This is a genomic window from Corynebacterium sp. ACRQP, from assembly GCF_022345915.1.
GTDB classification, from domain to species: Bacteria; Actinomycetota; Actinomycetes; order Mycobacteriales; family Mycobacteriaceae; genus Corynebacterium; species Corynebacterium lehmanniae.
This window is the reverse complement of the sequence record NZ_JAKRMZ010000013.1, coordinates 1-25,316: the sequence shown is the minus strand read 5'-3', so window position 1 is coordinate 25,316 and position 25,316 is coordinate 1. Positions and strand designations below refer to the sequence as shown.

Here is a 25,316-nt window from a genome sequence, read left to right as displayed (position 1 = left end):
CTAATTCTCCTCGTAGAAGATCCAAAACAGTCGATGTGGGCGCTGTGCCCGACATGACACCCCGATGAACCTAGCAGGTTTATCGTTAAAAATGTAGTGAAGCGGCGGCGTTAATTTCATGGACAACAGTCGGCCGCCGCTTTGGGTTTACTTGGCAAACATCGAGTTCACAACGTTGCCCAGTGCGCCGAGTGCGCCCATGACAAGGGCCACGGCAGCAAGTGCGATGGCAATCACACCGCCCTTGGAAAGGGAGCTGCCCTCACCATTCGTGCCCGGCTGTGCGGGCTCGGCGGGTGCCTCAATGAGGGAGTCCACCTGGAACACGGTGGTGGTGCCGGAGACCTCGTTGCCCACGATGAGAAGGTTCTCGCCGTTCGGGGAATCCTTCGCCGGGACGAAGGTGAGGCCCTCGGCGCCCAAGTCACCGACCTTCTCCAGACCGGCCTTCACGGCGTCGTCGCCCTCTTCTGCGAGCTCTTCCATGTTGATGGAGAAGTCGCGGTTGTTGATGTAGGCGGTGTAGGCCGGCTTCGCCGGGTCGGTGATGTCGTAGACCATCACGCCGCCGAGGCGCTCGAAGCCGATGAAGGCGTAGGTGCGGCCGTTGATCTCGCCGAGCGTGACGCCCTCCGGCTCTGGGCCCTTGTCATCGGAGCGGGACTCGAACTCGTTGTCCGTGTGGTTGGTGTTGAAGTACTCCGGAAGAATTTTCGCGGTGATTTCCTCGAACTCAGCGCCGGAGTCGAACACGCGCTTGCCGTCCGCGGTGAAGATGGAGAAGCTGCGGCCGCCGTAGGTGTAGAGGTCCTCGTAGCAGTTCTTCTCCTCATTCAGGCCGAATGCGGTGGTGATCTTCAACCGGCCCGCGTTCTCGTCGGCCTGGAACTCTTCGATTTCGTCGGCGGTCATGCCCGCGTAGCCCTCGCAGATCGGGGCCAGCTTCTTGCCGCCCAGCTTCTTGATGCGCTCTTCCTCGGAGTAGGCCTCCCAGTCGCGCGCGTCGCCCTCGTTGGCCGTGACCAGGTAGGTAGTGCCGTCGACCTCGTAGGCGGCGATGGAGTCCGGCTGCAGGATGCCCTTGACCGGCGCTGTGCGGATGTTGATCTTGCCGTCCTTGTCGGAGATGTCCATCGGCACCTCGCGGCGGTCGGTGTAGCCCAGCGGCCACACATCTTCGACGGTGGCAGAGGCGATGTCCACCACGGCGACGGCGTTGTTCTCCTGCAGCGTCACGTATGCCTTGCCGCCTGCGACGGCGATGTACTCCGGCTCGAGGTTCTGCGCCTCCGTGGTGGAGGCGCCCACCTGGCCGTAGATGTGCACGCCCTTGTCCGCCAGGGTGCCCTCGAAGGCGCGGAAGTCTGCGGTGCGCACGTCGGCCTGCGTTGCGGCCTCAACAGAAGCAGGAAGCTTTACGACGGATACGCTGCCCTCCGGATCAACCGAGTAATCCTCAGCAGGCTCGCCCTCGTTCGCCACCAGCGCGTAGTCGCCCTCCGGGGTGATGGTCACCATGTCCGGCAGGGCACCGACGCCCACGCGGCCAAGCACGGTGCCGGGCTTCTCGGCGCCGGCGTCGAAGAAGATCAGCTCACCGGCGTCGGTTTTGTTCTCTGGCTCGACGGCGGCGACCGCGAGGCCGTCGTTACGCACTGCGACGGAGTTGATGGTGGTGTTCTCGCCGCCGGAGACCTCGCCGACCTTGGTGGGCTTGGCGGGGTCTGCCGCGTCGAGGACGTCGATCTTGCCGGACAGCGCGTTGACGGTGAGGATGCGCTTGGAGTCGGCGTGGAAGGCGACGATTTCGGCGGCGGACTCATTAAACGCGCCCGCACCGTAGGAACCCAGCACAGAGATATCGGCGGTGGCGCCGTCGGCAAGGTCCTTCACCGGCTCCGCAACAACGGCGGCGGTTGCCGGGGAGACAAGGCCGAGGGTGAGGGCAGTAGCGCACGCGGCGGCGAGGCCGGTGCGGGACATACGGTTTCCAGACATGGGTGGACCTTTCGGGGACGCTGCAAAAACGAGTACGCGTTCTTGTGTACAGCCTGAAGGTGGGCACGAAGTAACGGCGAGGTGAAGGGGGAGTGAACGAGCGGGGCAGTTGTAGACTCGCTAACCATGCGCACAGCCACACCGAACACGTCCGACTCCGCCTTCGAGGAAGTCCACGCAGCCGACATCCGGTTCGCGCAGGGCCGGATCTCATCGGTGATTTCGCCGACCCCGCTGCAGTACTGCCCGCGCCTGTCGCAGCAGTACGGCGTGGAGGTCTACCTCAAGCGCGAGGACCTGCAGGACGTGCGCTCGTACAAGATTCGCGGCGCCTACTACGGCATCTCCCGCTTGGGCGAGGAGGCCCGCGCCACCGGGGTGGTGGCGGCGTCCGCAGGCAACCACGCCCAGGGCGTGGCCTACGCCTGCCGCGCGATGGGCATCCAGGGCAAGATTTTCGTGCCCAAGCCCACCCCGAAGCAGAAGCGCGACCGCATCCGCGTCCACGGCGGCGACGCCATCGAGCTTGTGGTCACGGGCAACACGTTCGATGAGGCCGCGCAGGCCGCCCGCGAGGACGCCGCGGCACGCGGGGCGACAGTGATTGAGCCGTTCGATTCCCGCGACACCGTCGTCGGCCAGGGCACCGTCGCCGCCGAGATCGTGGCGCAGCTAGCCAGCCTGGGCAAAGAGCTGGACACGGTGCTGGTGCCGGTGGGCGGCGGCGGGCTTCTCTCCGGCGTGCTGTCCTACCTCGCCGACATGTCGCCTGCGACGAAGGTGGTTGGGGTGGAGCCGATAGGCGCGGCGTCGTTAGGCGCAGCGCGCGAGGCCGGCGAGCCCGTCACCCTGGGGACCATCGACCCGTTCGTGGACGGCGCCGCGGTCAAGCGCATCGGCGAGATCCCGTGGCAGGTCTTCAACGCGCACCGCGACGCCACCGAGCTCTATACCGCGGACGAGGGTGCCGTGTGCACGGAGATGCTCGGGCTGTACCAAAACGAAGGCATCATCGCCGAGCCCGCCGGCGCGCTGTCCGTGGCCGGCCTGGGGCTGGGGGAGCTGGCGCCCGGCTCGACCGTGGTGTGCATCATCTCCGGCGGCAACAACGACGTGCTGCGCTACGCCGAGGTGATGGAGCGCTCCATGGTGCACCGGGGGCTGCGCCACTACTTCTTGGTCAACTTCCCGCAGGAGGCAGGCCAGCTGCGCCACTTCCTCAACGACATCCTGGGCGAGGAAGACGACATTGTGTTGTTCGAGTACCTGAAAAAGAACAACCGAGAAACCGGCGCCGCGCTCGTGGGCATCGAGCTCGCCCACGCCGAGGACTTAGGCCCGCTGCTGGAGCGCATGGAGGATTCGCCGATCGGTTGCCGCCGCCTGGAGCCGGGCACGCCGGAGTACGACTACATCGTGGCGGGCTAGATGGAGCAGGCATACGTACGCCCCGCGGCGGAGCTGGTCACCCACGAGTTCGAGGTCAAGCGCTCCCGCTTCATCGGCTGGGTCGCCCGCGCGACCACTGAAGAAGAAGCGCGTGCGGTGATCGCCGCCGCGCGCGAGGAGTACCCGGACGCGCGCCACCACTGCTCCGCGTTCATCGTGCACCAAGACGGCGCGCAGCCCATCGAGCGCTCCTCCGACGACGGCGAGCCCTCCGGCACCGCCGGCAAACCCATGTTGGAGGTGCTTAAAGGCTCCGGCATGCAAGACGTGGTGGCGGTTGCGATCCGGTACTTCGGCGGCATCAAGCTCGGCACCGGCGGGCTGGTCAGCGCCTACACAGAATCCGTGGCCGACACGCTCGAGCAGGTCACCCGCGTCACGCGCGAGGTCCGCGAGCTGGGCACCGTGGACTTCCCGCACGCCGAAGCCGGCCGCATCGAATCCGAGCTGCGCACCGCGGGCATCGACGTCGTGGACGTGGAATACGGACGCGCCGCCGCCTACACCCTGGCGTTCGCACCGGGGGAGCGCGAGCGTGTGGACGCGCTGCTCGCCGCCGTCACCCACGGCGGCGCCGAGATGAAAGAGGCCGGCTACCGCTGGGTCGAACGCGGCGCGTAAGGCGCTACACTTAGGCCTCATGACGATGCAGCCGCGCCCCAATGACCCGATCGCACAGCGCAAGGCCGCCGTGCGCCAGTACTCCCGCAACGCCGTCCTGTGGGCCGGCGGCGGCGTGGCCGGAGGCATCGCGTTCGGCCTTATCTTCAGCTCCTGGACCTTCCTGTTCCTCGGCCTCGTCGTGGCTGTCGCCGGCGGGTTCACCAACTGGAACAAGGTGCAGCGAATCGTCAACCACAAGGACCAGTACTAGCTTGACCCAGCCAACCATGGCGGCGGTGCGCATCGACGCCTGGCTGTGGGCCGTGCGCATCTTCAAAACCCGCAGCCAAGCCGCGGACGCGGTGCGCGCCGGGCACGTGAAAATCGACGGCAAGGCCGTCAAGCCCGCCCAGCAGGTCGTGCCGGGGGAGACTGTGCGCGTGTGGAAGGACCACCGCGAGTACATCCTCGAGGTGGCCGCGACGGTGAGCAAGCGCGTCGGTGCGCCCGTTGCCCGCTCCTGCTACATCGACCACTCGCCGCCGCCCCCGCCGCGCGAACTGTTCGCCGCCCCGCCGGTGCGCGACCGCGGCACCGGCAGGCCGACGAAGAAGGAGCGCCGCGAGATCGACCGGCTGATGGGCCGGCGCAGCTGACCTACTCGCCGCGCAGCAGACCCAAACGGCTGGTCAGGCGCTTGCGCCGCACCTGCGGGCGGTTGCCGGCGTCCCAGGTGCGCTCGATGTGCTCGGTGCCGTAGCGGTTGAGCAGCAGGTCGTCGACAATGCGTACCTGGCCCGGCACGAAGGGGTAGGACAGCGAGTTCGAGATCGCCTCGATGTCCGCCGGGTTGGTCAGCTCCGCGACGTCGGAGACGTGCTCCATGCCGTGGGCGCGCAGAAGTTCGGTGCAGAAGCGGTAGTCGCCGGCGCGTGAGAGCGGGAACTGGTTGCCCAGCAGGACGGTGAGGATGCCTGGCAAGGTCTCGGGCGAAATCTCCGCGTCCACTTCGGTGTTGACCTTGTCGGCCGGGTCCTCCGGGTTCGCCAGCGCGGCGATCTGGTCGAACTGCTGGTCCGCCAGTTCGATCAGGCCCGCCGCCAGGGTGAAGGCGCGGTCCACCTGCGGGTCCAGGTCCTTGGTGGCGCGCTTGTAACGGATGTCGTGCTCGAACTCCGCCCAGGCGTGCTGCAGCACGGTGCGGATCTGCACCTCGAAGACTTGGCCGACGTACTCTTCCAGCCCTTCGGACTGCTCCTGGACACGCATGATCATGTGGTGGGAGCCGTAGCCGAAGCCGCCGGCCACGCGTGTTTCCTCGGCCTTGTCCACGCTGCGCAGCACCTCGAACTGGTCCGCGAGCAGGCGCTGCACGGCCGGGATTTCGGTGGAGTGCAGCACCGTGATGCGCGCGCCGATGATGTCCTTGATGTCGTGCCACGGGTCGGGGTAGACCATTTCGCCGTCGTCGCGCGTCTTGCGCGCCTTTTCCTTCAGCGAGGTCCAGGACTTCACGCGCGCGTCCACGCGGTCGAAGTTGATGCCGGCGTCGCGCATGAGTTCGTGCAGTGCGTGCCTAAACGTCGTCGCGGCGTCCTCGTGTTCGCGCATCCAGGCAAAGTAGGTCGACCCGAGGCGGGCGATGGTGTCGTCCATCGCCTTGTTCCGGGGCTTCGCGGGCTTTGCTGTGCTCATAACGGCGGGTTAGCTTACATGGTCAGAAGCACTGCGGGCAGTTCGGCGCACAGCTGCGCCATTTCCACCGTGCCGGAGTATTCCCGCCCGGTCAGCCGGTCCGTCCAGGTGCCCTCGGGTAGTGTGAGGGTGGTGCCGCGCCAGCCGCCGGCGCGCTCTAAGGCGAGTGGGGTGCGGGTGGCTACGGCGATGACCTGTGGTGCGTCGTCAAGTGTGCGCACCATGCCCACCGCATGCTCGCGCGCGGGACCGGCGGCGAAGATCGCGCGGTAGCCGCCTTCGAGGAAGAGCTGCGGGCGCTCGCGTCGCAGGTGCATGGCGGCGCGCACAATGCGCTGCTTATCGACGTCCTCCGGTGCCCCCTCACCAGCACCAAGCGCCTGGTAGTCGACGAAGCGGCGGTTGTCCGGGTCCACCAGCGAGAAGTCGAGGAATTCGGTGCCCTGGTAGATGTCCGGGATGCCGGGGCCGACGAGCTGCAGGAGTTTGCGGCCGAGGGAGACGGCCACACCGCCGCGGTCGAGTTCGCGGGCGAAGTCGGCGAGCAGGGCTGTGGCGGGGCCGTCGGTGAGGCGGGCGACCCAGCCTGTCAGCTCGGCCTCGAACGCTTCGTTGTTGTCGTACCAGCTGGTCAACCGGTCCGCCTCGCGCGCGGCCTTGACGGCGTAGGCCTTCAGGCGCTGGGTGAATGCTTGGGTTGCGCGGCCGTCTCGCGGCCAGGCACCGAGGATGTTCTGGATGAGGAAGTACCCGGTGGCCTCGTCCGGCGGCGGGGTCAGCGCGAACACGTCGCGGACCAGTCGGGCGAACTCGTCGGGCAGCTCCGCGATCTCGAGCATGCGGGCGCGGGTGTCCTCGCTGCGCTTGGTGTCGTGGGTGGTCAACGCGGTCATGGTGCGCGGCCACAGCGAGGCACGCTCCTCCTGCAGCAGGTGGAACTCGGCCTGGCTCACCCCGGCACGCCCCGGCGCGCCGCCGACTTCCTGCAGCGCCACCAGGCGGCACGCGCGGTAGAACAGGGTGTCCTCCACGCCCTTGGCCATCACCGCGCCGCAGACCTGGGCGAAGCGGTGGGCGGCCTCGCCGCGGGCGGCGAGCGCTGCGGCGACCGTGTCCAGCGCGGCCGGGTTGTGCCCGAGTTCTGCCAGTTGCGCGATGAGTGTTGCGGTGACCCGCGACAGGGAGCGGTAGTCGGCGCGGTAGACCGGCATGCGCGACACCAGCGCCACTAGCACCTCGGTGAGTTCGGCAAGCTCGGTATCTGCGCGGCTGTCGCGGCGTACGGCGCGGGCGAGCCTGCGCACCTCCGCGGCGAGTTCCTCCTCGGCGATGCGGGCCTTGAGCTCCCACTCGGCTGCCTCCACCGCGTCGGCGTCCCAGGCGGAGCCCGAGTACTCACGCGCCAGCTCGCCAAGCCTGTCCGCCGCGCCGGCATCGACGAAGACGCCGTCGAACTCGCGCAGCGCGTCGTAGCCGGTGGTGCCGTGGATGTTCAGGCGCGGGTCCAGGGGCTCGTCCGCGGCGAGGATTTTCTCCACGATCAGCCAGGTGTCCTGGCCGATGAGCTCGCGAAGACGAGTGAGGTAGCCGAACGGGTCGGTCAGGCCGTCGGGGTGGTCGACGCGGACGCCGTCGATAAGCCCCTCGCCCACAAGTTCCCTAAGGCAGGCGTGGGTGGCGTTGAAGACGTCCTCGTCTTCCTGGCGCACGCCGGCCAGGCCGTTGATGGAGAAGAAACGGCGGTAGGTGATGATGCCGTCGCGCCAAAACTCCAGGCGGTAGTGCTGTCTCTCGTGCACGGCGGCAGGGTCGTCGGAAAGCCCCGCGTAGCTGCCGGGGGCGAGCGGGAAGACGTGGTCGTAGTAGGTGAGCACGTCCTCGCCGTCGATGTGTTCCAGCTTCAGCGCATCCGTGTCGCTTGGTGCGCCGAGGACCGGCAGCGCGATCTTGCCGCCCGCGCCGTTGTCATCGGCCCAGTCGATGTCGAAGAAGTGCGCGAAGTCCGAGGCCCGGCCGTGTTTCAGCACGTCCCACCACCACCGGTTGCGCCGCGGCACCTCCACGCCGAGGTGGTTGGGCACGATGTCCACCACCAGACCCAGCCCGGCGTCGTGGGCGGCGCGGGCGAGCAGGCGCAGCCCGTCAATGCCGCCGAGCTCCGGGTTGACCACGGTCGGGTCGATCACGTCGTAGTTGTGGTTGGACTCCGGCGCGGAGGCGAAGATCGGGGAGAGGTAGAGGTGCGAGACCCCGAGCTCGGCCAGGTAGGGCACGAGCTCGGCGGCCTGGGCGAAGCCGAACTCGCGGCCGTGCGGATCCGCGTGCGGGCCGCGCAGCTGCAGGCGGTAGGTGGAGGTGATCGGGCGCTTCACGCCCCACACCCTAGCGGGATTGGTCGCCGTACAGCAGGGGAAAGCCCACGGAGTAGCTCAGCACGTCCGCGCCGGGCAGGCACCGCGCCACATCCTCGGCGTGAGCGTCGAAGACGAACAGCTCGCGCCCGTCGCGGGTGGCGTAGGTCAGCCCAGTCTCCGGACGCAGCACGGCCTCGAAGTGGCGGTGCAGCAGGGTAAACGGCTGCGGGTGGGCAAGCCACCAGGCAGCGGGGGCGCCGTGGCCGTCCACCTCGAAGCCGCGCGGGAGCGTCTCAAAGTCCAGCGCGGCGCTGGGGCAGCGCACTAGAAACTCCACGCCGTGCTCGCGCTGCGCGCGCGAGACCAGCTGGGCCGCCGCGGCGTTCCACAGCTGGTGGGCACTCACGCCCGCGGCGCCGACCTCCTGGTGCGTCAGCCCGGTGGCGGTGGGAGAGTCGAACACGCACACCAGGCCGGGCGACAGGCTGATGAATGCGGTGGAGGCGCCGAAGCCGGCGGCGATGCACGCGCGGGTTTCCGCGCTGTCCAAACGTGCAAGCCGCAAGGTGACCGCCGTGGCGGATACGGGTGCTGGTTGAAGAAGCTGCATGGCTACTTAGACGCAGCCGCACCCGCCCCGGTTCCCTCGAGGCCGAAACTTTTTTAAAACGGCGGTTGTTCGTCTAGCCCCAGCGCCTCAAGCAGCTGGCTGGCCTGCCAGATCTGGATGTCCTGGCCTTTGTCCTGCAGCTCCCGGGCGCGCTTTTCCTTCGAGGTCACCGTCGCCCATTCGCCGACCACCAGCACGGTGGTCTTCTTGGTCACGTTCTTGCCCACCTGCGCGCCCTGCTCGGCGATTTTCTGCCACAGCTCGCCCTTGTCGTGCGGCTCGAACTCGCCGGTCAGCGTGACGTTTTTGCCGTAGAGCGGCGCGTTCGGGTCCGCGTCGGCGTTCGGCTCCGGCACGGTGTCCGGGGTGGCCACGGACTGCCAGGGCCGCTGGGAGCCTTTGCTTTGCGACGGCTTCGCCGGTCCCGCCTGATTCGACCCCTGCGGCGCCGCCGAGAAAGCCACGGCAGCGGACACTCCGCCCTGGGCCGCCTTCTCCGCCTGCATCGCGCGGCCCGCGCCGGAGCGGTCGCGCAACACCGGGGTCACGCGCGCGGCGTCGATTGAGCCGAGCGTGAAGCCGGAGTCGTGCACGAAGCTCATCAGGCTGCCGGTGTGGCCGGCCTGGCGCGCCAGGCCCACCATCACGCCGGCGCAGGCCGCGGCGTCCTCGCAGGCGTCGTGGTGGTTGTCCAGCGTGATGCCGAAGTGCTCCGCCAGGGTGGGCAGGCGGTGGTTGGCCACGTCCAGCTTGGTGGCGCGCGCCTGGGCGAGCGTGCAGGCGAACAGCATCTGGGGCACCTCGATGTCGGAGGCCTGGCAGGCGTCGCGCAGCGCGGACGCGTCGAACTGGGCGTTGTGCGCCACTAGTGGCAGGTCGCCGACGAACTCGGCCATCTTCGGGATGCAGTCGCACACGTCCGGCGCGTCGGCGACGTCCTGCTCGGTGATGCCGTGGATGGCCACGTTGCCCTCCTCGAACTGCGACAGCGACGCCGGCGGCTTGCACAGCCAGGACGCACGGTCCACCTCTTCGCCGTCGACGATCTTCACCAGGCCGATCTGGCAGATCGAGCCCCAGCGGCGGTTCGCGGTCTCCACGTCGAAGCCGACGAAGGAAAAGCCCGGGATGCCGGCGCCGCCGGCCACGGTGCCGGTGGCGGGGGCGTGGCCGTGCCTTGCGTCGTCGAGAAGCTTTAAAAGCTCGGCCGGGCCCTCATCGTCGCCGGGGGCGAACCAGATGGCCATGGTGTCGCCGCCGGTGTCGATGTCCACGCGCGAGCGGGTCCACGCGTCACCCGTAACGGAGGTGGTGCCGGCGATGTCGGCGATGGCCACCTCGCGGGACACAATGCCACCGCGCAGCGACGCCGCGAGCGGGGTGGGGGTGAGGGTCAGTGCCTCGTTGGTCACGGTCAACGTTGCGCCGTGCGCAGTGATCATTAGTGGCTGGCCTCCGAATTTCCTTCGCCTGCGGGTGGTTGGGTGCGGCGCAGCACCACGGTGGAACGCTGGCCCACGGTCACAGCCGCGCCGGGCTGGACCGGCTCCGCGTTCTCGCGCACGCCGAGCGGCTCGGTGGTGTCCACGACAACCTCCCACTCGTCGCCGAACTCGGCGCCCGGCACCGTGAAGTCGATGTCTTCGTAGTGGGCGTTGAACATCAGCAGGAAGGAATCGTCCACCACGCGCTGTCCGCGCGCATCCGGCTCGGCGATGGCGTCGCCGTCCAAGAACACCATCAGAGCACGACCGAACGGGGTATTCCAATCGTCCTGCGTCATCAGTGTGCACTCAGGGGTGAGCCACGCGATCTCGCGGTCGTGCTCATCGTCGCCCAGCGCGCCGCCGGCGAGGAAGCGGCGGCGGCGGAACACCGGGTGCTCGCGGCGCAGCTCGATCAGCCGCCGGGTGAAGTCGTGCAGGTCGGACGCTTCCTCCAGCGTGGACCAGTCCATCCAGGCGATCTCGTTGTCCTGGCAGTAGACGTTGTTGTTGCCGCCCTGGGTACGCGCGATCTCGTCGCCGTGGGCGAGCATCGGGGTGCCCTGGGACAACAGCAGGGTGGTGAGGAAGTTGCGGCGCTGGCGCGCACGCAGGTCCAGCACCTCCGGGTCGTCCGTGTCACCTTCCGCGCCGCAGTTCCAGGAACGGTTGTGGCTTTCGCCGTCGCGGTTGTCCTCGCCGTTGGCCTCGTTGTGCTTGTCGTTGTAGCTGACCAGGTCGTTGAGGGTGAACCCGTCGTGGGCGGTGATGAAGTTGATCGAGGCGGTGGGGCGGCGGCCGTTGTGCTGGTACAAATCGGACGAGCCGGTCAGGCGCGAGGCGAACTCGCCGAGCGTGGAGTCCTCGCCGCGCCAGAAGTCGCGCATGGTGTCGCGGTACTTGCCGTTCCACTCGCTCCACAGGGCGGGGAAGTTGCCCACCTGGTAGCCGCCCTCGCCCACATCCCACGGCTCGGCGATGAGCTTGACCTGGCTGACCACCGGGTCCTGCTGCACCAGGTCGAAGAAGGTGGCCAGGCGGTCCACGTCCGAAAACTCGCGGGCCAGCGTGGAGGCGAGGTCGAAGCGGAAGCCGTCCACGTGCATGTCCGTGACCCAGTAGCGCAGCGAATCCATGATCAGCTGCAGCGAGTGCGGGTAGCGCACGTTGAAGGAGTTTCCGGTGCCGGTGTAGTCCATGTAGTGGAACTTGTCCTCGTCCACCAGCCGGTAGTACGCCTCGTTGTCGATGCCGCGGAACGCGATGGTGGGCCCCATGTGGTTGCCTTCGGCGGTGTGGTTGTACACCACATCCAGGATGACCTCGATGCCCGCCTCGTGGTACGCGCGCACCATCTGCTTGAACTCGGCGACCGCGTCGCCCGGGGCGGTGGAGGAGGCGTAGTTGTTCTCCGGGGCGAAAAACCCGAACGTGTTGTAGCCCCAGTAGTTGCGCAGGCCTAGGTCCCTGAGGCGGTCGTCCTGCAGGAACTGGTGCACCGGCAACAGCTCAATCGCGGTGACGCCCAGGTCTTTGAGGTAGTCCACCATCACCGGGTGCGCCATGCCGGCATAGGTTCCGCGCAGGTCCTCCGGGATGCCGGGGTGAGTCTGCGTCATGCCCTTGACGTGGCACTCGTAAATGACGGATTCGCCCTCGGGGATCTTCGGCGCGCGGTCGTCGCCCCAGTCGAAGAACGGGTTGATCACCACGGACAGCATCGTGTGGCCCAGCGAGTCCTCCTCGTTGCGACCCGTGCCCGGCTCGTCCGCGTGCACGTCGTAGGAAAACAGCGAGGAGTGCTGGTCGAACTCGCCGTCGAAGGCGCGCGCATACGGGTCCACCAGCAGCTTGTTCGGGTCGCAGCGCTTACCGTTATGCGGGTCCCACGGCCCGTGTACGCGGTAGCCGTAACGCTGGCCCGGGCTCACGCCGGGCAGGTAGGCGTGCCAGACGTGGTTGTCCACTTCCTCCAGCGGGATGCGGGTCTCCGCCCCGTCGTCGTCGATGAGGCACAGCTCCACCTTCTCCGCGACACCGGAGAACAGCGCAAAGTTCGTGCCTGCGCCGTCGAACGTGGAGCCCAGGGGGTAGGAGGAACCGGGCCAGACGATGGTCTCATTCATGGGGCCACAGCTTAGTGCCCGCTGAGACACTTTGCTTTAGGCCGTCGAGCAGGAAGGCCACCGCCGCGGCGTGCTCGTCCGCGCCGTCCGACTCCTCATCCGCCCCGGTCGCCTGCGCCAGCTGCGCGGCGGCTTGCTGCACCGCCGCGTCGCCTAGGGTCAGCCGCAGCAACCCGCGGGCTGCGACGCGCACATCGCTTGTCGACGCAGCTTCGCCCAGCCACGACCTCACCGACGCCGCGAACCTGGTTTCCAACTCTTTTTGCACTTGCGAGCCGGGCTGGCTGACCGCCGCGACCACGACCTCCGCGCCGTCGCGGGTGGAAAGGAGCGCTTCGCGCAGCTCGCCGCTTAAGCGTGCGGGGTCCGGCAGGGGGCCGCACAAAAGCTCCTGCACAATCTCTTCCGCCATGGAGGCGATGAGTTCCTGCTTGTTCGCGATGTGCCAGTACAGTGCGCCGGGCGCGACCGAAAGTGAGGTGGCCACCCGGCGCATGGACACGTCCGCGAGCCCGTACTCGGCGAGGATTGCCAACGCCGCGCCGGTGATGCGCTCACGGGTTAACTGCATTCCTCCAACATAGACGCGTGACGTCTTCGAGTGACCAAAAAGGCTTTACGCGGACTCACAGAAACCCTCCAGAATGCTTGTATAGATGTCCAACGGGAGCGACAGTGAGTAGTTGGTACTATTTCTGACAGGTCTTCACCGCGACTGCATTGTTGATACCGAAAAACGAAGAAGGAAACAGTCGCTGGTGCCAACCCGTGCCGAATTACCGGGCGGGTCCGACAACGAGAGGTACAGGTATACCGTGAAGTTGCAAACGAAGAAGAGCATGGCAGTAACGACGGCGGCGCTCGCCCTCGTGCTCCCGCTCGCCGCGTGCGGGTCTGATGACGAAGGCACCTCCGGCGGCCTTTCCACCGCCGCCGAGGCACCTGAGGCATCCGCCGCGAACTCTTCCACGGAAGCCTCTGCGGAAAAATCCGAGAAGTCTGACGCGTCCGAGAAGAAGACGGAAAAGACTTCGAAGAGCTCCGAGACGGAAAAAAAGAAGAAGGAAAGCAAGGACGACAAGAAGAAGTCCGACCAGGCGCAGGACGGCGAGGAGCAGCCGCCGACACTGGCCAACCCGTTTGAAAACGGCATGCCGGAAAACACCAACGAGCCGCTGGCTAACGGTGAGAAAGGCAGCGAGGACGACCGCCGGGAGATGGAAGACACCGCCCGTGCCGTGCTGAACCCGGGCTCGTTCGCGGACTGGACCCCGACCATCTTGGAAAACTCCTGCAAGGCCGTGACCGAGCCGATGCTCGAGGAGCTTGAGCGCCAGGGCATGAGCCTGGAGCAGGTGCAGGAAGCCAGCCGTCTTGCCGAGGAGCAGGGCCAGGGCATCGACCTGCCGGAGACCGAGGTCAGCCTGGACGATGTGCGTATCGACGGCGACCGCGCGTCCGCAAGCCTGACCGCGAAGAGCGACCAGGGCGAGGAAACCTCGACCATGATCTTCCAGAAGGAAGACGGCCGCTGGAAGCTGTGCAACTAATCCGTAGATCCGCACTGAGCGCCGGAGCTGGGCTCCTGGCGCTCGGTTGCGTTTTGGGCATCCTCGGCGGCGGGGTGTGGGCGCTGGTGCGCCCGGCCTACATCGGCGTGGTCGAAGGCGGCGGGCTGCGCGTGGACCAGGCGGAAAGCCCCGTCAACGCCGAGTTCGCGGGCTTCGGCTCGTTCGCTTTGCTGACCACCTTGGCCGGTGTTGTCGTGGCGGCAGTCGCGCTGATCGCCGCGAAGCGCGGGAAAGTCCGCGGGTCGGTGGCGTGGCTGCTTTGGGCCGGCATCGTCAGCGCTGTAGCCGCGGTCGCGCTCTACATCTTCGGCGGCTGGTTAGTGGGGCTTGTGCACCCCCTCCCGTCGCCCGATGCGCTTTCGGACGGCGACACGCTGACCATGGTGCCGCCCGTGCGCCCAGGTGCTGCCTGGGCGGCGGGCCCGTTCGCGGCAGTGCTGGTGTACTGGACCGCCAACCTTTTGGCCTACGCCAAAGAAGAGCGCTAGCTAGCGCCTGCCCGGCCAATCCACCACGGAATGGCCAGCCGTCTGCTGGCTGACGTGGTCGATGGCAGCAAGGCACGCCGCCATCGCCGAAACGACAAACTCGCCGACCTGCTCCGGCGCTGCGCCTTCCGCCACGAGCATGGTTGATTCGGCGTGCATGTGGGCGGCGCCGTCGAACTCGTGCAGGTAGGCGGCGGTGGCGCAGGTGCGCTCGTTGACGTCGTTGCACACCAACCACAGCGGCAAGAACGCCTCGAGCGCGTCGCGGCCGGTGTCCCACATGCCGGTCACGCGGGCGTAGCGCGGCCCCGGTTCGCCGTCGATGGTCAGCGCGAACGCCACACCGTTGACACCGGTGGCGATCACGCCGTCCTCGCCGACGCCGTAGCGGAACTCCAACTCGTCCAACGCGGCGGTCAGATCACGTATGTCCACCGGCGCGATCACGCCGGCGGGTCCGTCCACGTCTTTGAAGAGCTCCGGTGCTGTGGACACCTCGCGACGTCCCCCGCGGGGCAGGTGACGCAGCGACGAGTGCCGCCCCAGCAGCACCTCCGTGTCCTGGGCACGCATGAGCTGCGGCGGCAGCGGCTGGTCCAGGCTCGCGTCCAAGAAGCGCTCGCGCAGCTGCCGGTAAAACGCGGCGGCGTGCTCGAGGGTGTCGGCGAGTTCGGCGGCCAGTTGATCGTCGCTAAGCCCATGCTTGATGTGCACGCCCCGGCGCATGCGCGCGCACAAATCCCCGGACTCCATGAGGCGGAAACTTGCCCACGGGCCCACCCGGTCGTGGTTCCACGTGTTGATGAAGCGGGCGAGTGCCGCAGAGTGCTCGAAGTCGGTGGGGATGCGCTCTGCGGTGTCGATGACCAGCGCCATCGGGCGGGCGTAGTCAATCCACAGCGCAACGGTGAAAGCGTGCGCGCCGATAACCAGGCGGTCGGGGCGCACCAGCGGATTGAAACCGAGGCCCTCCAATACGGCGGCGGCGCGCTCGAGTGTGACCTCGCCGGGGCGCTGGCGGCCCACCGGTGCAGCGTGCTTTCCCATACAGCGAGCATAACGCCCCGCCCGACGGCAGCGGCTGTGGATTTCGATGCAGCGTCTACAATGTCGGCGGAATCGACTCGGTTGTGAAGGAGGTCATTGCGGTGTCCGCTGTCGGGAATCCGATTTTGGTGGTGGTGCTCAGCCTTGTGGCGGGGATTCTCGTCGGCGGAGTGTGGTCCAGCTACCAACGCGGAGCACCGCGCGCGGTTACCGCCGTGTTAGCGCTTCTGGCTGTCATGGCCCTGCTCTTCGCAGCCCTCGCGCTTATGGAGGTGATGTGAGATGGCATGGTCCAAACAGCCGCTGACCCGTGGGGAAGTTGAATCGCTGACCAATGTGTGGCGCGCCCGGGGCCTGATCCCGGTGCTCGTTGCGGTGGCCTCGGCCTTCGCGGCGTGGGCGTTGCTGCTGCCTGTGGTCCCCACAGCCGTGATCGACGCTGGCCAGCCGGCCTCCCTGGCAGGGCTGTCCACCGGCGTGTTCATGTTCGCCACCGTGATCACCCAAATTTTCACCCCAAAGGCGCTGAAGACGTTCGGCTTCGGCTGGGTGCTGGCCATCTCCTCGCTGCTGCTGGGCATCCCGGCGTTCGGCTACATGCTCGGCATGGACGCCGTACCGCTTCTGACCGTCAGCGCGATCCGCGGCATCGGCTTCGGTGCGCTGTCCGTGGCGGAAGCCGCCATCATCGCCGAGCTCGTGCCGCTACGCCTGCTGGGCAGCGCCACCGGCATCTTCGGCATGGTCGTGGGCCTGGCGCAGATGGTGGCGCTGCCGTCCGGCCTGGCGTTGGTGGACAAAATCGGCTACGACGCGGTGTACGTGATCGCCGCCTCTATCGGCGCGGTTTCGCTGGTGGCCTGCCTGGCTATCCCGCCCATCCCACCGGCGGACCCGGACGCTGAAACGCAGCAAAGCGTGCGCGTGCCCATGTGGCACCTCGCGCTCGTGCCGGCGCTCGCCTTGATGTTTGTCACCACCGCATACGGCGCGATCACGAACTTCCTGCCGGTGTCCATGCGCGAGCTCGACCCGGTGTCGGGCGCTGCGCTGGCGGGCGTGATGCTTGCCGTCCTCAACTTTGCTGCGATGGTCGCGCGCTACGTCGCCGGCCGCATTATGGACCGCCGCGGCTACCCGGGCTCCGTCGTCATCCCGTGCCAGATCATCGCGGCTGTCGGTGTGGCGCTGATGGCCATGATCCTGTCCATGGAGCTGCCGGCGTGGACGATGCTCATCGCCGCGCTGTTCTACGGTGCTGGCTTCGGCGGGGTGCAAAACGAGGCGCTGACGATGCTGTTCTACCGCCTGCCGCGCCACAAGACGTCGGAGGCCTCTGCGATCTGGAACATCGGCTTCGACGGCGGCACCGGCTTGGGCTCCACGTTCTACGGCATGCTCGTGGCGCAGATGGCGTTCGCCCCGGTGTTCGGCATCGCCTCTGCGGTGATCACCATCGGCCTGGCTATCACGCTTTTGGACCGGCAGCTGGGCCGCCACCGCGTGGTGGAAGTGAACAACCTGTCCGCGCGCCTGAAGTCGGTGCAGGTGCCGCGGCCCTACCCGCGCAAGCGCCAGTAACCGGCGCGGGAGCTAGACTACGCACCTATGAGCGAGACATCCTCCGGCCAACAAGCCGCGGCTGTGGCAGTGTTCGACCCGTTTGCGGGCGCGGACCCCGCCGTCAGCGCGCTGCGTGACGCGCTGCGGGCTGAGGGGGTTGACGCGGAGATCACGTCGGACCCGGCGAGCGCCGTCGCCGCCGACGGGCTGGTGGTGGCCGCCTCCGGCGACGCCGCCGAGGCGCTGCGGGTGCTGCGCAACACCCAGGTGGACCGCGTGGTGGGACAGCGCCTCGCCGGTTCGCGCCCCGTGCTTGTCGTCGGCGCCGCGATGGACGCGCTGTTCGAGCGCGCCGCGGACGGCGCGGCCGGGTTCGGGGAGTGGCCGGGAGGCGTCGTAAAGCTTGATGCTTCCGTCGAGCGCACAGCAGTTGCGGCCGCGGACGGTTCGCAGATGCTCGACGGCGCGCAGGAATTCGTGTTCAACGCCGCGACCGGGGCACGCGATTTCGAGCTGAAAGAAGACGAGTTCATCGCCTATCCGAAGCTGAGCTGGGCGGGCGAAGTGCTGGCCGCGGTGGAAAACGGCCCGCTGTGGGCGGCGCGTTTCCACCCCGAAGCCTCCGGTGCGGCCGGCGCCGGCGTGCTGCGCAACTGGATCGCGCAGCTGGGGTAGCACGATGGCAGATGTGACGGAGCACCTCAAGGCCGCGGAGGCGGCGGTTGACGCCGCCCGCGAGATCTTCGTCAACGAGCTCGGCGCCGCACCCGCCCTGCACAAGGGCTCCGGCGACTTCGCCACCGCAGCGGACCTGGCGGTGGAAGAGCTGCTGCGCGACAAGCTCACCGGCGCCACCGGCATCGGCGTGTTCGGCGAGGAGCAAGGCGGAGAGCTGGACGAGCACGCCTGCTGGGTGGTGGACCCCATCGACGGGACGTCGAACTATTCCACCGGCAACCCCAACTGCGCGATCCTGGTCTCGCTGTTGGTGGAGCGGCAGCCTGTGGTGGCGGTGGTGGACGCGCCGCTGCTGGACATGCGGATGACGGCCATCGACGGTGAGCCGGTCCACCTCAACGGCGCCGCGCTGCCGCCGGTGAACGAGGCCGCGTCCGCGCCGCACGTCGGCGTCGGCTCCCTGTTCTCCCGCGACCGCAGGCGCATGCCGTCCAACCAGCGCCTGGATCTGGCAGGGGAGCTGACCCGGGCGCACCTGCGCCCGCGGATTTCCGGCTCGGTGGGCATCGACTTAGCGTTCGCCGCCCAAGGCATCTACCAGGCCGCGGTGAGTTTTTCGCCGCACGTGTGGGACAACTCCGCGGGCATCCTGCTGGCCCGCAGCGCAGGGGCCGTGGCCACCGCCGGCGACGGCACGCCGTGGGAGCCTGGCAAAGTCGGGGCGGTGGTGGGCACCGCCAAGGCCCACGCCGCGGTGATGGAGGCGGTCCGGAATGTACGAATTGATGCGGGCGAGGAGGACTAACGCATGACTACAGCCGCAAAACCCGACAAGAAGGCCGCCCGCAAAGGGGCTCTCGCGCTCGGTGTCGCGGGCACGCTGAGCTGGATCAGCTCGCGGATGGCGTGGGTGCGCGCGGAGTTCGTCGACGACATCTCCGGCGGCGGCGAGGCCAGCGTCAACGGCGCGGACTGGTCCACGGAAACCGGCGCGATTGCGGTGCTGCTGCTCGCCGGCATGGTCGCAGCATTTGCTTTGCGACGCCTCGGCCGCCGCGTCATCGGCGCCATCTGTACCGCGGCGTCCGTTGGCCTGGCGGTGCCGGCGGTGCGCTTGCTGCTCGGCGGGGCGGACCCGGAGCGTGTGCACGCGCTGCTGACCGCTGGCGCGGACGAGGCGCAGCAGGGCAATTCCGCGCCGGCGATCGCGCAGTGGGCGGACATCACCTCCGCCACCACGATTGTTGCCGGCCCCGGGTTGGCGCTCGCGGCCGCGCTGCTGGGCCTGGCTGGCGGGGTGCTGTTGGTCGCGCGGCCGGGCGAGGATTCGCCGCGGCAGAACAAGTACGAGAAGGAAACCGTGCGCCGGGAGAAGGTGCGCGAGGACTTGGAGGAGGACCCCCAGTCCGGCCGCGTGCTGTGGGACGCGATCAGCGCGGACATCGACCCGACTGATCCGGATTTCCGATCCTCTAAGGGCACCCGCTAGCCTTATCCCTGACAGGCCCACCCCTTGCAACTGGGAGGTAGCCATGCCGGCTCCGAGCACACTCGACGACGTTGTCGCTGGTGTGCTTCGCGACGTTGCCAAGCGTGAGGCCGCCGTTTCCTTCAAAGAGATTAAAGCGCGCTCGCGCGATATGGCGCCGACCCGGGATGCCCGGGCGGCGCTTTTGCGTCATGGCTGCAGCGTGATCGTGGAGATTAAGCGCAACTCTCCGGTCTTCGGCCCCACTGGCGCCGGGCATTCGAGCGTCGAGACGCTCGCCCAGAACATCGAAGCGGGCGGTGCCCACCTCATCGCGTGCCAGACGGAGCGATTGCGTTTCGACGGTTCCCTGGCAGACATGGCCCAGGCCAGGGCAGCGGTGGAGCTGCCGATGGTGTGCCGCGACGTGATCGTGGACCCGTACCAGATCCACGAAGCCCGCTGCTACGGCGCCGACGCCATCCCGCTGCAGGTGGGCATCCTGGACCAGGCGCGCTTCGAGGCGCTGCTGGACCGCGCCGAGTCGCTCGGCATGGCCGCCGTGGCGGAGGTGCGCACCCCGGAGGAGGCGGACCGTGCGCTGCGCGCGGGCGTGTCCGTGGTGGCGGTCAACTCCTGGACCTTCGACACCAACAACCTCAACCGCAACGCGTTCGCCGAGATCGCGCCGGGTCTTCCCAGCGAGGTGATCAAGATCAGCCTGGGCGGCGTGGCCACCCCGCGCGATCTGATCAACGCCGCCTCCTGCGGCGCGGACGCGGTGCTTGCGGCGGAGGCCGTCATGGCGGCGGGGGACGTGCTCTCCGCGACGCGCTCGCTGGCCACCGCGGGCCAGCACCCCGCGTGCCCGTCGCGACGCTAAATGGCACACTGTTTGGCGTGCAAACGCTGAACTTGGCCAACATCCCGTCGCCGCCGCAGGGCGTGTGGCACCTCGGTCCCATTCCCATCCGCGCCTACGCACTGTGCATCATCACCGGCATCATCGTCGCGATGGCGGTCTCGCTGCGGCGCTACAAGGCCCGCGGCGGCAACCCGGAGACGGTGTGGGACGCGGCGATCGTGATCATCCCCGCCGGCATCATCGGCGGGCGCCTGTACCACGTGATCACGGACCACCAGAAGTACTTCGGCGAGGGCAAAAACCCCTGGCAGGCGTTCAACATCACCGCCGGCGGCCTTGGCATCATCGGCGCGGTGACGCTCGCCGCGCTGGCGGTGTGGGTGATGATGCGGCGCAAGGGGCTGCCGATTGCCCCGCTTGCGGACGCGATCGCGCCGTCGGTGATCCTCGCCCAGGGCATCGGCCGGTTGGGCAACTACTTCAACCAGGAGCTCTACGGCGCGGAGACCGACGTGCCGTGGGCGCTGGACATTTACTACCGCGTCAACGAAGCCGGCCAGTACGCCCCGCTGACGGGACGTTCCACCGGCGAGGTGGTCGCGAGCGTGCACCCGACGTTCCTCTACGAGCTGATCTGGAACGTGGCGGTGTTCTTCGTACTCATCTGGGCGGACCGCCGCTTCCGCCTCGGCCACGGCCGCGTGTTCTGGCTGTACGTGGCCGGCTACACGCTGGGCCGCTTCTTCATCGAGTTCATGCGCCGCGACGAGGCGAACCTCATCCTCGGCCTGCGCGTGAACACGTGGGTCTCCGCGATTTTGTTCATCGTCGCTGTGGTGATCTTCTTCATGCTGCACAAGGGGAGGGAGACCCCGGAGGAGGTGGACCCGGAGTACAACCGTTCGTCCACGGCAGACTCCCAGGATCGGGAGTACCGTGGGGCGCTGGAGAACACGAATGGCACCTACGAAGGTGAGGTTGGTACACGTGGATAGAAGGACAAAGATCGTCTGCACCCTCGGCCCGGCAGTGGCCAGCAAGGATGCGATTTTGGGACTAGTGCGCGACGGCATGGACGTGGCGCGCCTGAACTTCTCGCACGGCGACTACCCGGACCACGAGCAGAACTACCGCTGGGTCCGCGAGGCCACCGACGAGACCGGCCACGCCGTGGGCATCCTGGCCGACTTGCAGGGCCCGAAGATCCGCCTCGGCCGCTTCGAGGGCGACGGCAAGACCTATTGGGAGACCGGCGAGACCGTCCGCATCACCGTGGACGATGTCGAGGGCACGCACGACCGCGTGTCCACCACCTACAAGCAGCTCGCCCAGGACGCGAAGCCGGGCGACCGCCTGCTCGTGGACGACGGCAAGGTCGGCCTGGTCTGCACCGAGGTCGACGGCAACGACGTGGTCTGCCGCGTCACCGAGGGCGGCCCGGTGTCCAACAACAAGGGCGTGTCGCTTCCGGGCATGGACATTTCCGTTCCGGCGTTGAGCGAGAAGGACAAGGCGGACCTGCGCTTCGCACTCGAGCTCGGCGTGGACATCATCGCCCTGTCGTTCGTGCGTTCCCCGGCTGACGTGGAGCTGGTCCACGAAATCATGGATGAGGTCGGCCGGCGTGTGCCTGTCGTCGCAAAGCTTGAAAAGCCCGAGGCTGTGGACGCGCTGGAGTCCATCATCCTCGCGTTCGACGCAGTGATGGTTGCCCGCGGCGACCTGGGCGTGGAGATCCCGCTCGAGCAGGTCCCGGCGGTGCAGAAGCGTGTGATCCAGATTGCGCGTGAGAATGCCAAGCCGGTGATCGTCGCCACGCAAATGCTCGACTCCATGATTGAGAATTCGCGCCCGACCCGCGCCGAGGCCTCCGACGTGGCCAACGCGGTGCTCGACGGCGCCGACGGCGTCATGCTCTCCGGTGAGACGTCCGTGGGCGTGGACCCGCACAACGTGGTGCGCACCATGAGCCGTATCGTGCGCTCCGCGGAGCAGATGGGCAACGTGCCGCCGCTGAACCACATCCCGCGCACGAAGCGCGGCGTGGTGTCCTACTCCGCCCACGACATCGCCGACCGCCTCAACGCGCGCGCGATTGTCACCTTCACCACCTCCGGCGACACCGCCCGCCGCGTGGCGCGCCTGCACCCGGACCTGCCGCTTCTGGTGTTCACGCCGGTGCAGCAGGTGCGCTCGCAGCTGGCGATGACGTGGGGCGCGGAGACGTTCCTGTGCGAGCAGGTCCACAGCACCGACGACATGATCAAGGTGGTGGACCGCCAGTTGCTGGCGATGGAGCAGTACAAGGAGGGCGACACCATGGTCGTCGTCGCTGGCACCCCGCCGGGTGTCGCAGGCACGACTAACACCATCCACGTGCACCAGCTCGGCGAGGACACGCGCAACCCGTAAGTGGTTACGCTGGTGGGCATGCCTGAAACCGGAATTGAAGTTCGCGACGCCCACCTGCACAACCTCCGCAACGTGGATGTGGACATCCCCCGCGGCACGCTCGTCGCGGTGACCGGTGTGTCCGGCTCCGGCAAGTCCTCGCTCGCCTTCGGCACCATCCACGGCGAAGGCCAGCGCCGCTACCTCGAATCGGTGGCGCCGTTTGCCCGCCGCCTGATCGGCTCGGCGGTGGACCCGCAGGTCGGCTCCGTGGAGGGCCTGCCGCCGACGGTGGCGCTGGAGCAGTCCACCTCCGGCGGCGGCGCGCGCTCGACCGTGGGCACCGTCTCCGCGCTGTCCAACAGCATCCGCCTGTTGTACTCGCGCGCGGGCGACAACCCGAAGGGGCTGTACTCCGACTCGTTTTCCCCGAACACGCCTGAGGGCATGTGCCCGACGTGCCAGGGCACCGGCGTGGTGCACGAGCCCACCGAGGCATCGATGGTGCCGGACCCGACACTGTCCATCGAGGACGGCGCAATTCAGGCCTGGCCGGGCGCGTGGGCCGGCAAGAACTTCCACGACATCCTTGCCACGCTGGGCTACGACCTGGATTCGCCCTGGCAGGACCTGCCGAAGGAAGACCGCGAGTGGATCCTGTTCACCGATGAGCGCCCCGTGGTCACCGTCAAGCCGCTGCGCGGCGAGGACCAGATCCAGCGCAACTACAAGGGCACGTGGCGCTCCGTGGCGTCGTACCTAACCAACACGCTCGCCGAGACCCAGTCCGACACCCTGCGCAAACGCGTGCTGTCCTACATGGAGTCGCGCGTGTGCGAGACCTGCCACGGCCGCCGCCTCAACCCGGAGGCGCTCAAGGTCACTTACGCGGGGATGCCTATCGACGAGCTCGGCTCCCTGCCGCTCGACCAAGTCCACGAGGTGCTGGCCGCGCAGGAGCCGTCCGAGGGTTCGGCCGAGGACCTGCTGCTGAAGCAGATCCTGCCCGCGCTGCAGTCCGCGCTTGACCTGGGGCTTGCGCACCTGAGCTTGGACCGACCCGCGCCGACCCTGTCCGCCGGCGAGCTGCAGCGCATCCGCCTGTCCGCCCAGCTGCGCTCGGGACTGTTCGGCGTGGCGTACGTGCTGGACGAGCCGTCCGCCGGCCTGCACCCCGCCGAGCGCGGCGCGGTGCTGGACATCTGCCGCCGCTTCATCGACGCCGGCAACTCGGTCCTGCTGGTCGAGCACGATATGGAACTCGTCGCCCAGACCGACTGGCTCGTGGACGTCGGCCCGCTCGCCGGCGAGCGCGGCGGCGAGGTGGTCTACTCCGGCCCCACCAGCGACTACACCGGCGACGCACCCACCGCGAAGGCGCTGGCGAACCGGGCACTTTCGCTTAACGACGACCCACGGTCCGCCACCGGCGAACTGCGTCTGTCCGGTGTGTCGGCCCGCTCCATCGAGGGACTGGATGTGTCCTTCGGGATGGGCCAGTTCACCGCCGTGGCCGGTGTGTCCGGCTCCGGCAAGTCGACGCTGGTCAGCACCGTCCTCGCCGGGGTGCTGCGCGACGCCGCGTCCACCGTTGTCGAGGAAGAGGACGACTTGGCGGGGGAGGCCGGATGGACCGTCGATAGGCAAGAAGGCTTCGACGCGGTCAGCCGAGTCGTGCAGATCACCCAGAAGCCCATCGGGCGCACCCCGCGCTCGACGCTGGCGACCTACACCGGGCTGTTCGACGGCGTGCGCAAACTGTTCGCCAGCACCGACGAGGCGAAACGGCGCAAGTGGACCGTGTCGCGCTTTTCCTACAACGTGAAGCAGGGGCAGTGCCCGACCTGCGGCGGTGCCGGCAAAATCGAGGTGGAGCTGGTGTTCCTGCCCGGCTCGTACACCACCTGCCCGGACTGCGGCGGCGCGCGCTACAACGACGAGACCCTCGAGGTGACCTGGGAGGGCCTCACCATCGCGCAGGTGCTGGAGCTGACTGTCGACGAAGCCGCGGACATCTTCGCCGACGAGCCCAAGATCCTGCGCGCCGTAGAGACCCTGCAGGCGGTGGGGCTGGGCTACCTGCGCCTGGGCCAGGGCGCGCCGGAGCTTTCCGGCGGCGAGGCGCAGCGCATCAAGCTGGCCACCGAGCTGCAGCGCTCCCGCAACTCGCGCCGGGGCCACACCGTGTACCTGTTGGACGAGCCCACCACCGGCCTCCACCCGGCCGACGTGGCGCTCTTGGTCAAGGAACTCAACAGCCTTGTCGACGCGGGCCAAACCGTGGTCGTGGTCGAGCACGACCTGTCCGTCATCGCGCAGGCAGACCGCGTGATCGAGATGGGCCCCGGCGCCGGCGCCGACGGCGGTCAGGTGGTCGCCACCGGCACCCCCGCCGAGCTGGCGGAGCGTGATACCGCAACCGGAAAGGTGCTGGCCGAGCGTTCGGCGTAGGTCGCCGTCGGTGGGGGGCTATGCAGCTGCATAGTGCTGTGGGGGTAGTCCTTCGCTATGCAGCTGCATAGTCGCGGAGCCTCCGTTTTCTATGGTTCGTTAGATCGGTTGCCTAAACGAAACCTGCAAAAGTTGACAATTGGGACGGTTGTCCAGATTTAAAGGTGCAGGTCAGAAGCGTATAAGTATTGTCGCATGTAAATTCGTACAAAACCGAGCGGGCAAGCGGCTCGAATCACTATGCAGCGGCATAGTCTTTCGGGCTGATTCCGCTATGCAGCTGCATAGTTTTTGGCGATGCCTGGTCCGTCTCGGGGGAGGTTGGTTCGGCCTCGTTGGCTATGCAGCGGCATAGTGTTTAGAAGATCGAAATGGTAGCGGTGTGGTGAGTTCGTGGTAGCGCTTGAGTGGGGATCCGGTAGCGGTCTCCACTCAAGCGTTTTGTGGGGTTACTGGTTAGCTTCCAGTCTCATGT

The 25,316-nt window shown here is 67.7% G+C and carries 23 protein-coding genes; 15 read left to right on the top strand and 8 right to left on the bottom strand.

Going from position 1 to position 25,316, the window contains the following annotated elements; translation table 11 throughout:
- Positions 1 to 147: 147 nt before the first annotated feature.
- The gene (locus MHY23_RS06535; protein ID WP_239306891.1) at positions 148 to 1,998 is read right to left on the bottom strand and encodes a choice-of-anchor I family protein; all 1,851 of its coding nucleotides are present in this window, start codon (positions 1,996 to 1,998) and stop codon (positions 148 to 150) included.
- A gap of 126 nt (positions 1,999 to 2,124) precedes the next feature.
- Here MHY23_RS06535 and ilvA point away from each other — a divergent pair, with 126 nt between their 5' ends.
- Genes ilvA through MHY23_RS06515 form a run of 4 tightly spaced genes read left to right on the top strand, consistent with a single transcriptional unit; the run spans position 2,125 to position 4,706 of the window.
- Positions 2,125 to 3,426 (top strand): threonine ammonia-lyase IlvA, encoded by a 1,302-nt coding sequence (gene ilvA, locus MHY23_RS06530; RefSeq protein ID WP_239306890.1) that lies wholly within the window; start codon positions 2,125 to 2,127, stop codon positions 3,424 to 3,426.
- Positions 3,427 to 4,068 carry a YigZ family protein gene (locus MHY23_RS06525; protein WP_181888709.1) on the top strand — a complete coding sequence of 214 codons (642 nt, stop codon included), beginning with the start codon at positions 3,427 to 3,429 and terminating at the stop codon, positions 4,066 to 4,068. It abuts the gene before it with no gap.
- Positions 4,069 to 4,087: 19 nt separating this feature from the next.
- Entirely contained in the window at positions 4,088 to 4,321 is a 234-nt protein-coding gene (locus MHY23_RS06520; RefSeq protein ID WP_181888708.1) for a hypothetical protein, read from the top strand.
- 16 nt (positions 4,322 to 4,337) lie between these two features.
- The gene (locus MHY23_RS06515) at positions 4,338 to 4,706 is read left to right on the top strand and encodes an RNA-binding S4 domain-containing protein (RefSeq protein ID WP_181889609.1); all 369 of its coding nucleotides are present in this window, start codon (positions 4,338 to 4,340) and stop codon (positions 4,704 to 4,706) included.
- Position 4,707: 1 nt separating this feature from the next.
- Here the strand turns inward: MHY23_RS06515 and MHY23_RS06510 are convergent, their stop codons facing one another.
- From MHY23_RS06510 to MHY23_RS06485, 6 genes are read right to left on the bottom strand one after another with little or no spacing between them, the layout of a single operon-like run.
- Positions 4,708 to 5,745: a GTP pyrophosphokinase family protein gene (locus MHY23_RS06510; protein WP_239306889.1), complete on the bottom strand. Its 1,038-nt coding sequence runs from the start codon at positions 5,743 to 5,745 to the stop codon at positions 4,708 to 4,710.
- A 14-nt stretch (positions 5,746 to 5,759) separates the two neighbouring features.
- Complete coding sequence (gene treY, locus MHY23_RS06505) at positions 5,760 to 8,117, bottom strand: malto-oligosyltrehalose synthase (RefSeq protein WP_239306888.1); 2,358 nt, start codon at positions 8,115 to 8,117, stop codon at positions 5,760 to 5,762.
- A gap of 10 nt (positions 8,118 to 8,127) precedes the next feature.
- Positions 8,128 to 8,709: a hypothetical protein gene (locus tag MHY23_RS06500; RefSeq protein WP_239306887.1), complete on the bottom strand. Its 582-nt coding sequence runs from the start codon at positions 8,707 to 8,709 to the stop codon at positions 8,128 to 8,130.
- A 53-nt stretch (positions 8,710 to 8,762) separates the two neighbouring features.
- On the bottom strand, positions 8,763 to 10,151 hold the full coding sequence (locus MHY23_RS06495; protein WP_239306886.1) for an exonuclease domain-containing protein: 1,389 nt from the start codon (positions 10,149 to 10,151) through the stop codon (positions 8,763 to 8,765).
- A complete protein-coding gene (glgX, locus tag MHY23_RS06490; RefSeq protein WP_239306885.1) occupies positions 10,151 to 12,319 on the bottom strand; it encodes a glycogen debranching protein GlgX in 2,169 nt (722 codons plus the stop codon). The genes MHY23_RS06495 and glgX overlap by 1 nt, the downstream gene beginning before the upstream one ends.
- On the bottom strand, positions 12,312 to 12,890 hold the full coding sequence (locus MHY23_RS06485) for a TetR family transcriptional regulator (RefSeq protein WP_239306884.1): 579 nt from the start codon (positions 12,888 to 12,890) through the stop codon (positions 12,312 to 12,314). Before MHY23_RS06485 ends, glgX begins: the two co-directional genes overlap by 8 nt.
- A 268-nt stretch (positions 12,891 to 13,158) precedes the next feature.
- Between MHY23_RS06485 and MHY23_RS06480 the strand changes: the two genes are divergently transcribed.
- Together MHY23_RS06480 and MHY23_RS06475 are read left to right on the top strand one after the other, a co-directional pair.
- Entirely contained in the window at positions 13,159 to 13,869 is a 711-nt protein-coding gene (locus tag MHY23_RS06480) for a hypothetical protein (protein ID WP_239306883.1), read from the top strand.
- 53 nt (positions 13,870 to 13,922) lie between these two features.
- Complete coding sequence (locus MHY23_RS06475) at positions 13,923 to 14,378, top strand: hypothetical protein (protein ID WP_239306882.1); 456 nt, start codon at positions 13,923 to 13,925, stop codon at positions 14,376 to 14,378.
- On the opposite strand, the gene MHY23_RS06470 is transcribed toward MHY23_RS06475, so the two are convergent.
- Positions 14,379 to 15,425, bottom strand: a complete 1,047-nt coding sequence (locus MHY23_RS06470; protein WP_239306881.1) for a YbjN domain-containing protein — start codon at positions 15,423 to 15,425, stop codon at positions 14,379 to 14,381. It abuts the gene before it with no gap.
- Between the two features lie 101 nt (positions 15,426 to 15,526).
- Here MHY23_RS06470 and MHY23_RS06465 point away from each other — a divergent pair, with 101 nt between their 5' ends.
- The 9 genes from MHY23_RS06465 to MHY23_RS06425 are packed head-to-tail and all read left to right on the top strand — an operon-like array spanning position 15,527 to position 24,841.
- Positions 15,527 to 15,706, top strand: coding sequence for a hypothetical protein (locus MHY23_RS06465; protein ID WP_239306880.1), 180 nt, complete (start codon positions 15,527 to 15,529; stop codon positions 15,704 to 15,706).
- 1 nt (position 15,707) lies between these two features.
- Positions 15,708 to 17,006, top strand: coding sequence for an MFS transporter (locus MHY23_RS06460; protein ID WP_051106356.1), 1,299 nt, complete (start codon positions 15,708 to 15,710; stop codon positions 17,004 to 17,006).
- Positions 17,007 to 17,033: 27 nt separating this feature from the next.
- On the top strand, positions 17,034 to 17,663 hold the full coding sequence (locus MHY23_RS06455) for an imidazole glycerol phosphate synthase subunit HisH (RefSeq protein WP_239306879.1): 630 nt from the start codon (positions 17,034 to 17,036) through the stop codon (positions 17,661 to 17,663).
- Between the two features lie 4 nt (positions 17,664 to 17,667).
- Positions 17,668 to 18,471 (top strand): inositol monophosphatase, encoded by an 804-nt coding sequence (locus MHY23_RS06450; RefSeq protein ID WP_239306878.1) that lies wholly within the window; start codon positions 17,668 to 17,670, stop codon positions 18,469 to 18,471.
- A 3-nt stretch (positions 18,472 to 18,474) separates the two neighbouring features.
- Positions 18,475 to 19,155, top strand: coding sequence for a TIGR02234 family membrane protein (locus MHY23_RS06445; RefSeq protein WP_239306877.1), 681 nt, complete (start codon positions 18,475 to 18,477; stop codon positions 19,153 to 19,155).
- Between the two features lie 43 nt (positions 19,156 to 19,198).
- Positions 19,199 to 20,017, top strand: coding sequence for an indole-3-glycerol-phosphate synthase (locus MHY23_RS06440; RefSeq protein WP_239306876.1), 819 nt, complete (start codon positions 19,199 to 19,201; stop codon positions 20,015 to 20,017).
- A gap of 17 nt (positions 20,018 to 20,034) precedes the next feature.
- Positions 20,035 to 20,994: a prolipoprotein diacylglyceryl transferase gene (lgt, locus tag MHY23_RS06435; RefSeq protein ID WP_239306875.1), complete on the top strand. Its 960-nt coding sequence runs from the start codon at positions 20,035 to 20,037 to the stop codon at positions 20,992 to 20,994.
- Positions 20,987 to 22,411, top strand: coding sequence for a pyruvate kinase (gene pyk, locus MHY23_RS06430; RefSeq protein WP_239306874.1), 1,425 nt, complete (start codon positions 20,987 to 20,989; stop codon positions 22,409 to 22,411). Before lgt ends, pyk begins: the two co-directional genes overlap by 8 nt.
- 18 nt (positions 22,412 to 22,429) lie before the next feature.
- Positions 22,430 to 24,841, top strand: a complete 2,412-nt coding sequence (locus MHY23_RS06425) for an excinuclease ABC subunit UvrA (RefSeq protein ID WP_239306873.1) — start codon at positions 22,430 to 22,432, stop codon at positions 24,839 to 24,841.
- The last annotated feature ends 475 nt before the right edge of the window (positions 24,842 to 25,316 follow it).

Excerpts from the sequence above, each read along its gene's own strand:
- MHY23_RS06440 (WP_239306876.1), top strand. The coding sequence starts at position 19,199 with ATGCCGGCTCCGAGCACACTCGACGACGTTGTCGCTGGTGTGCTTCGC.
- MHY23_RS06520 (WP_181888708.1), top strand. The coding sequence starts at position 4,088 with ATGACGATGCAGCCGCGCCCCAATGACCCGATCGCACAGCGCAAGGCC.
- MHY23_RS06455 (WP_239306879.1), top strand. The coding sequence starts at position 17,034 with ATGAGCGAGACATCCTCCGGCCAACAAGCCGCGGCTGTGGCAGTGTTC.
- MHY23_RS06470 (WP_239306881.1), bottom strand. The coding sequence starts at position 15,425 with ATGGGAAAGCACGCTGCACCGGTGGGCCGCCAGCGCCCCGGCGAGGTC.
- MHY23_RS06480 (WP_239306883.1), top strand. The coding sequence starts at position 13,159 with ATGGCAGTAACGACGGCGGCGCTCGCCCTCGTGCTCCCGCTCGCCGCG.
- MHY23_RS06460 (WP_051106356.1), top strand. The coding sequence starts at position 15,708 with ATGGCATGGTCCAAACAGCCGCTGACCCGTGGGGAAGTTGAATCGCTG.
- MHY23_RS06425 (WP_239306873.1), top strand. The coding sequence starts at position 22,430 with ATGCCTGAAACCGGAATTGAAGTTCGCGACGCCCACCTGCACAACCTC.
- MHY23_RS06485 (WP_239306884.1), bottom strand. The coding sequence starts at position 12,890 with ATGCAGTTAACCCGTGAGCGCATCACCGGCGCGGCGTTGGCAATCCTC.
- MHY23_RS06495 (WP_239306886.1), bottom strand. The coding sequence starts at position 10,151 with ATGATCACTGCGCACGGCGCAACGTTGACCGTGACCAACGAGGCACTG.
- MHY23_RS06535 (WP_239306891.1), bottom strand. The coding sequence starts at position 1,998 with ATGTCTGGAAACCGTATGTCCCGCACCGGCCTCGCCGCCGCGTGCGCT.
- MHY23_RS06525 (WP_181888709.1), top strand. The coding sequence starts at position 3,427 with ATGGAGCAGGCATACGTACGCCCCGCGGCGGAGCTGGTCACCCACGAG.
- ilvA (WP_239306890.1), top strand. The coding sequence starts at position 2,125 with ATGCGCACAGCCACACCGAACACGTCCGACTCCGCCTTCGAGGAAGTC.
- MHY23_RS06500 (WP_239306887.1), bottom strand. The coding sequence starts at position 8,709 with ATGCAGCTTCTTCAACCAGCACCCGTATCCGCCACGGCGGTCACCTTG.
- glgX (WP_239306885.1), bottom strand. The coding sequence starts at position 12,319 with ATGAATGAGACCATCGTCTGGCCCGGTTCCTCCTACCCCCTGGGCTCC.
- MHY23_RS06450 (WP_239306878.1), top strand. The coding sequence starts at position 17,668 with ATGGCAGATGTGACGGAGCACCTCAAGGCCGCGGAGGCGGCGGTTGAC.
- MHY23_RS06510 (WP_239306889.1), bottom strand. The coding sequence starts at position 5,745 with ATGAGCACAGCAAAGCCCGCGAAGCCCCGGAACAAGGCGATGGACGAC.
- MHY23_RS06445 (WP_239306877.1), top strand. The coding sequence starts at position 18,475 with ATGACTACAGCCGCAAAACCCGACAAGAAGGCCGCCCGCAAAGGGGCT.
- MHY23_RS06515 (WP_181889609.1), top strand. The coding sequence starts at position 4,338 with ATGGCGGCGGTGCGCATCGACGCCTGGCTGTGGGCCGTGCGCATCTTC.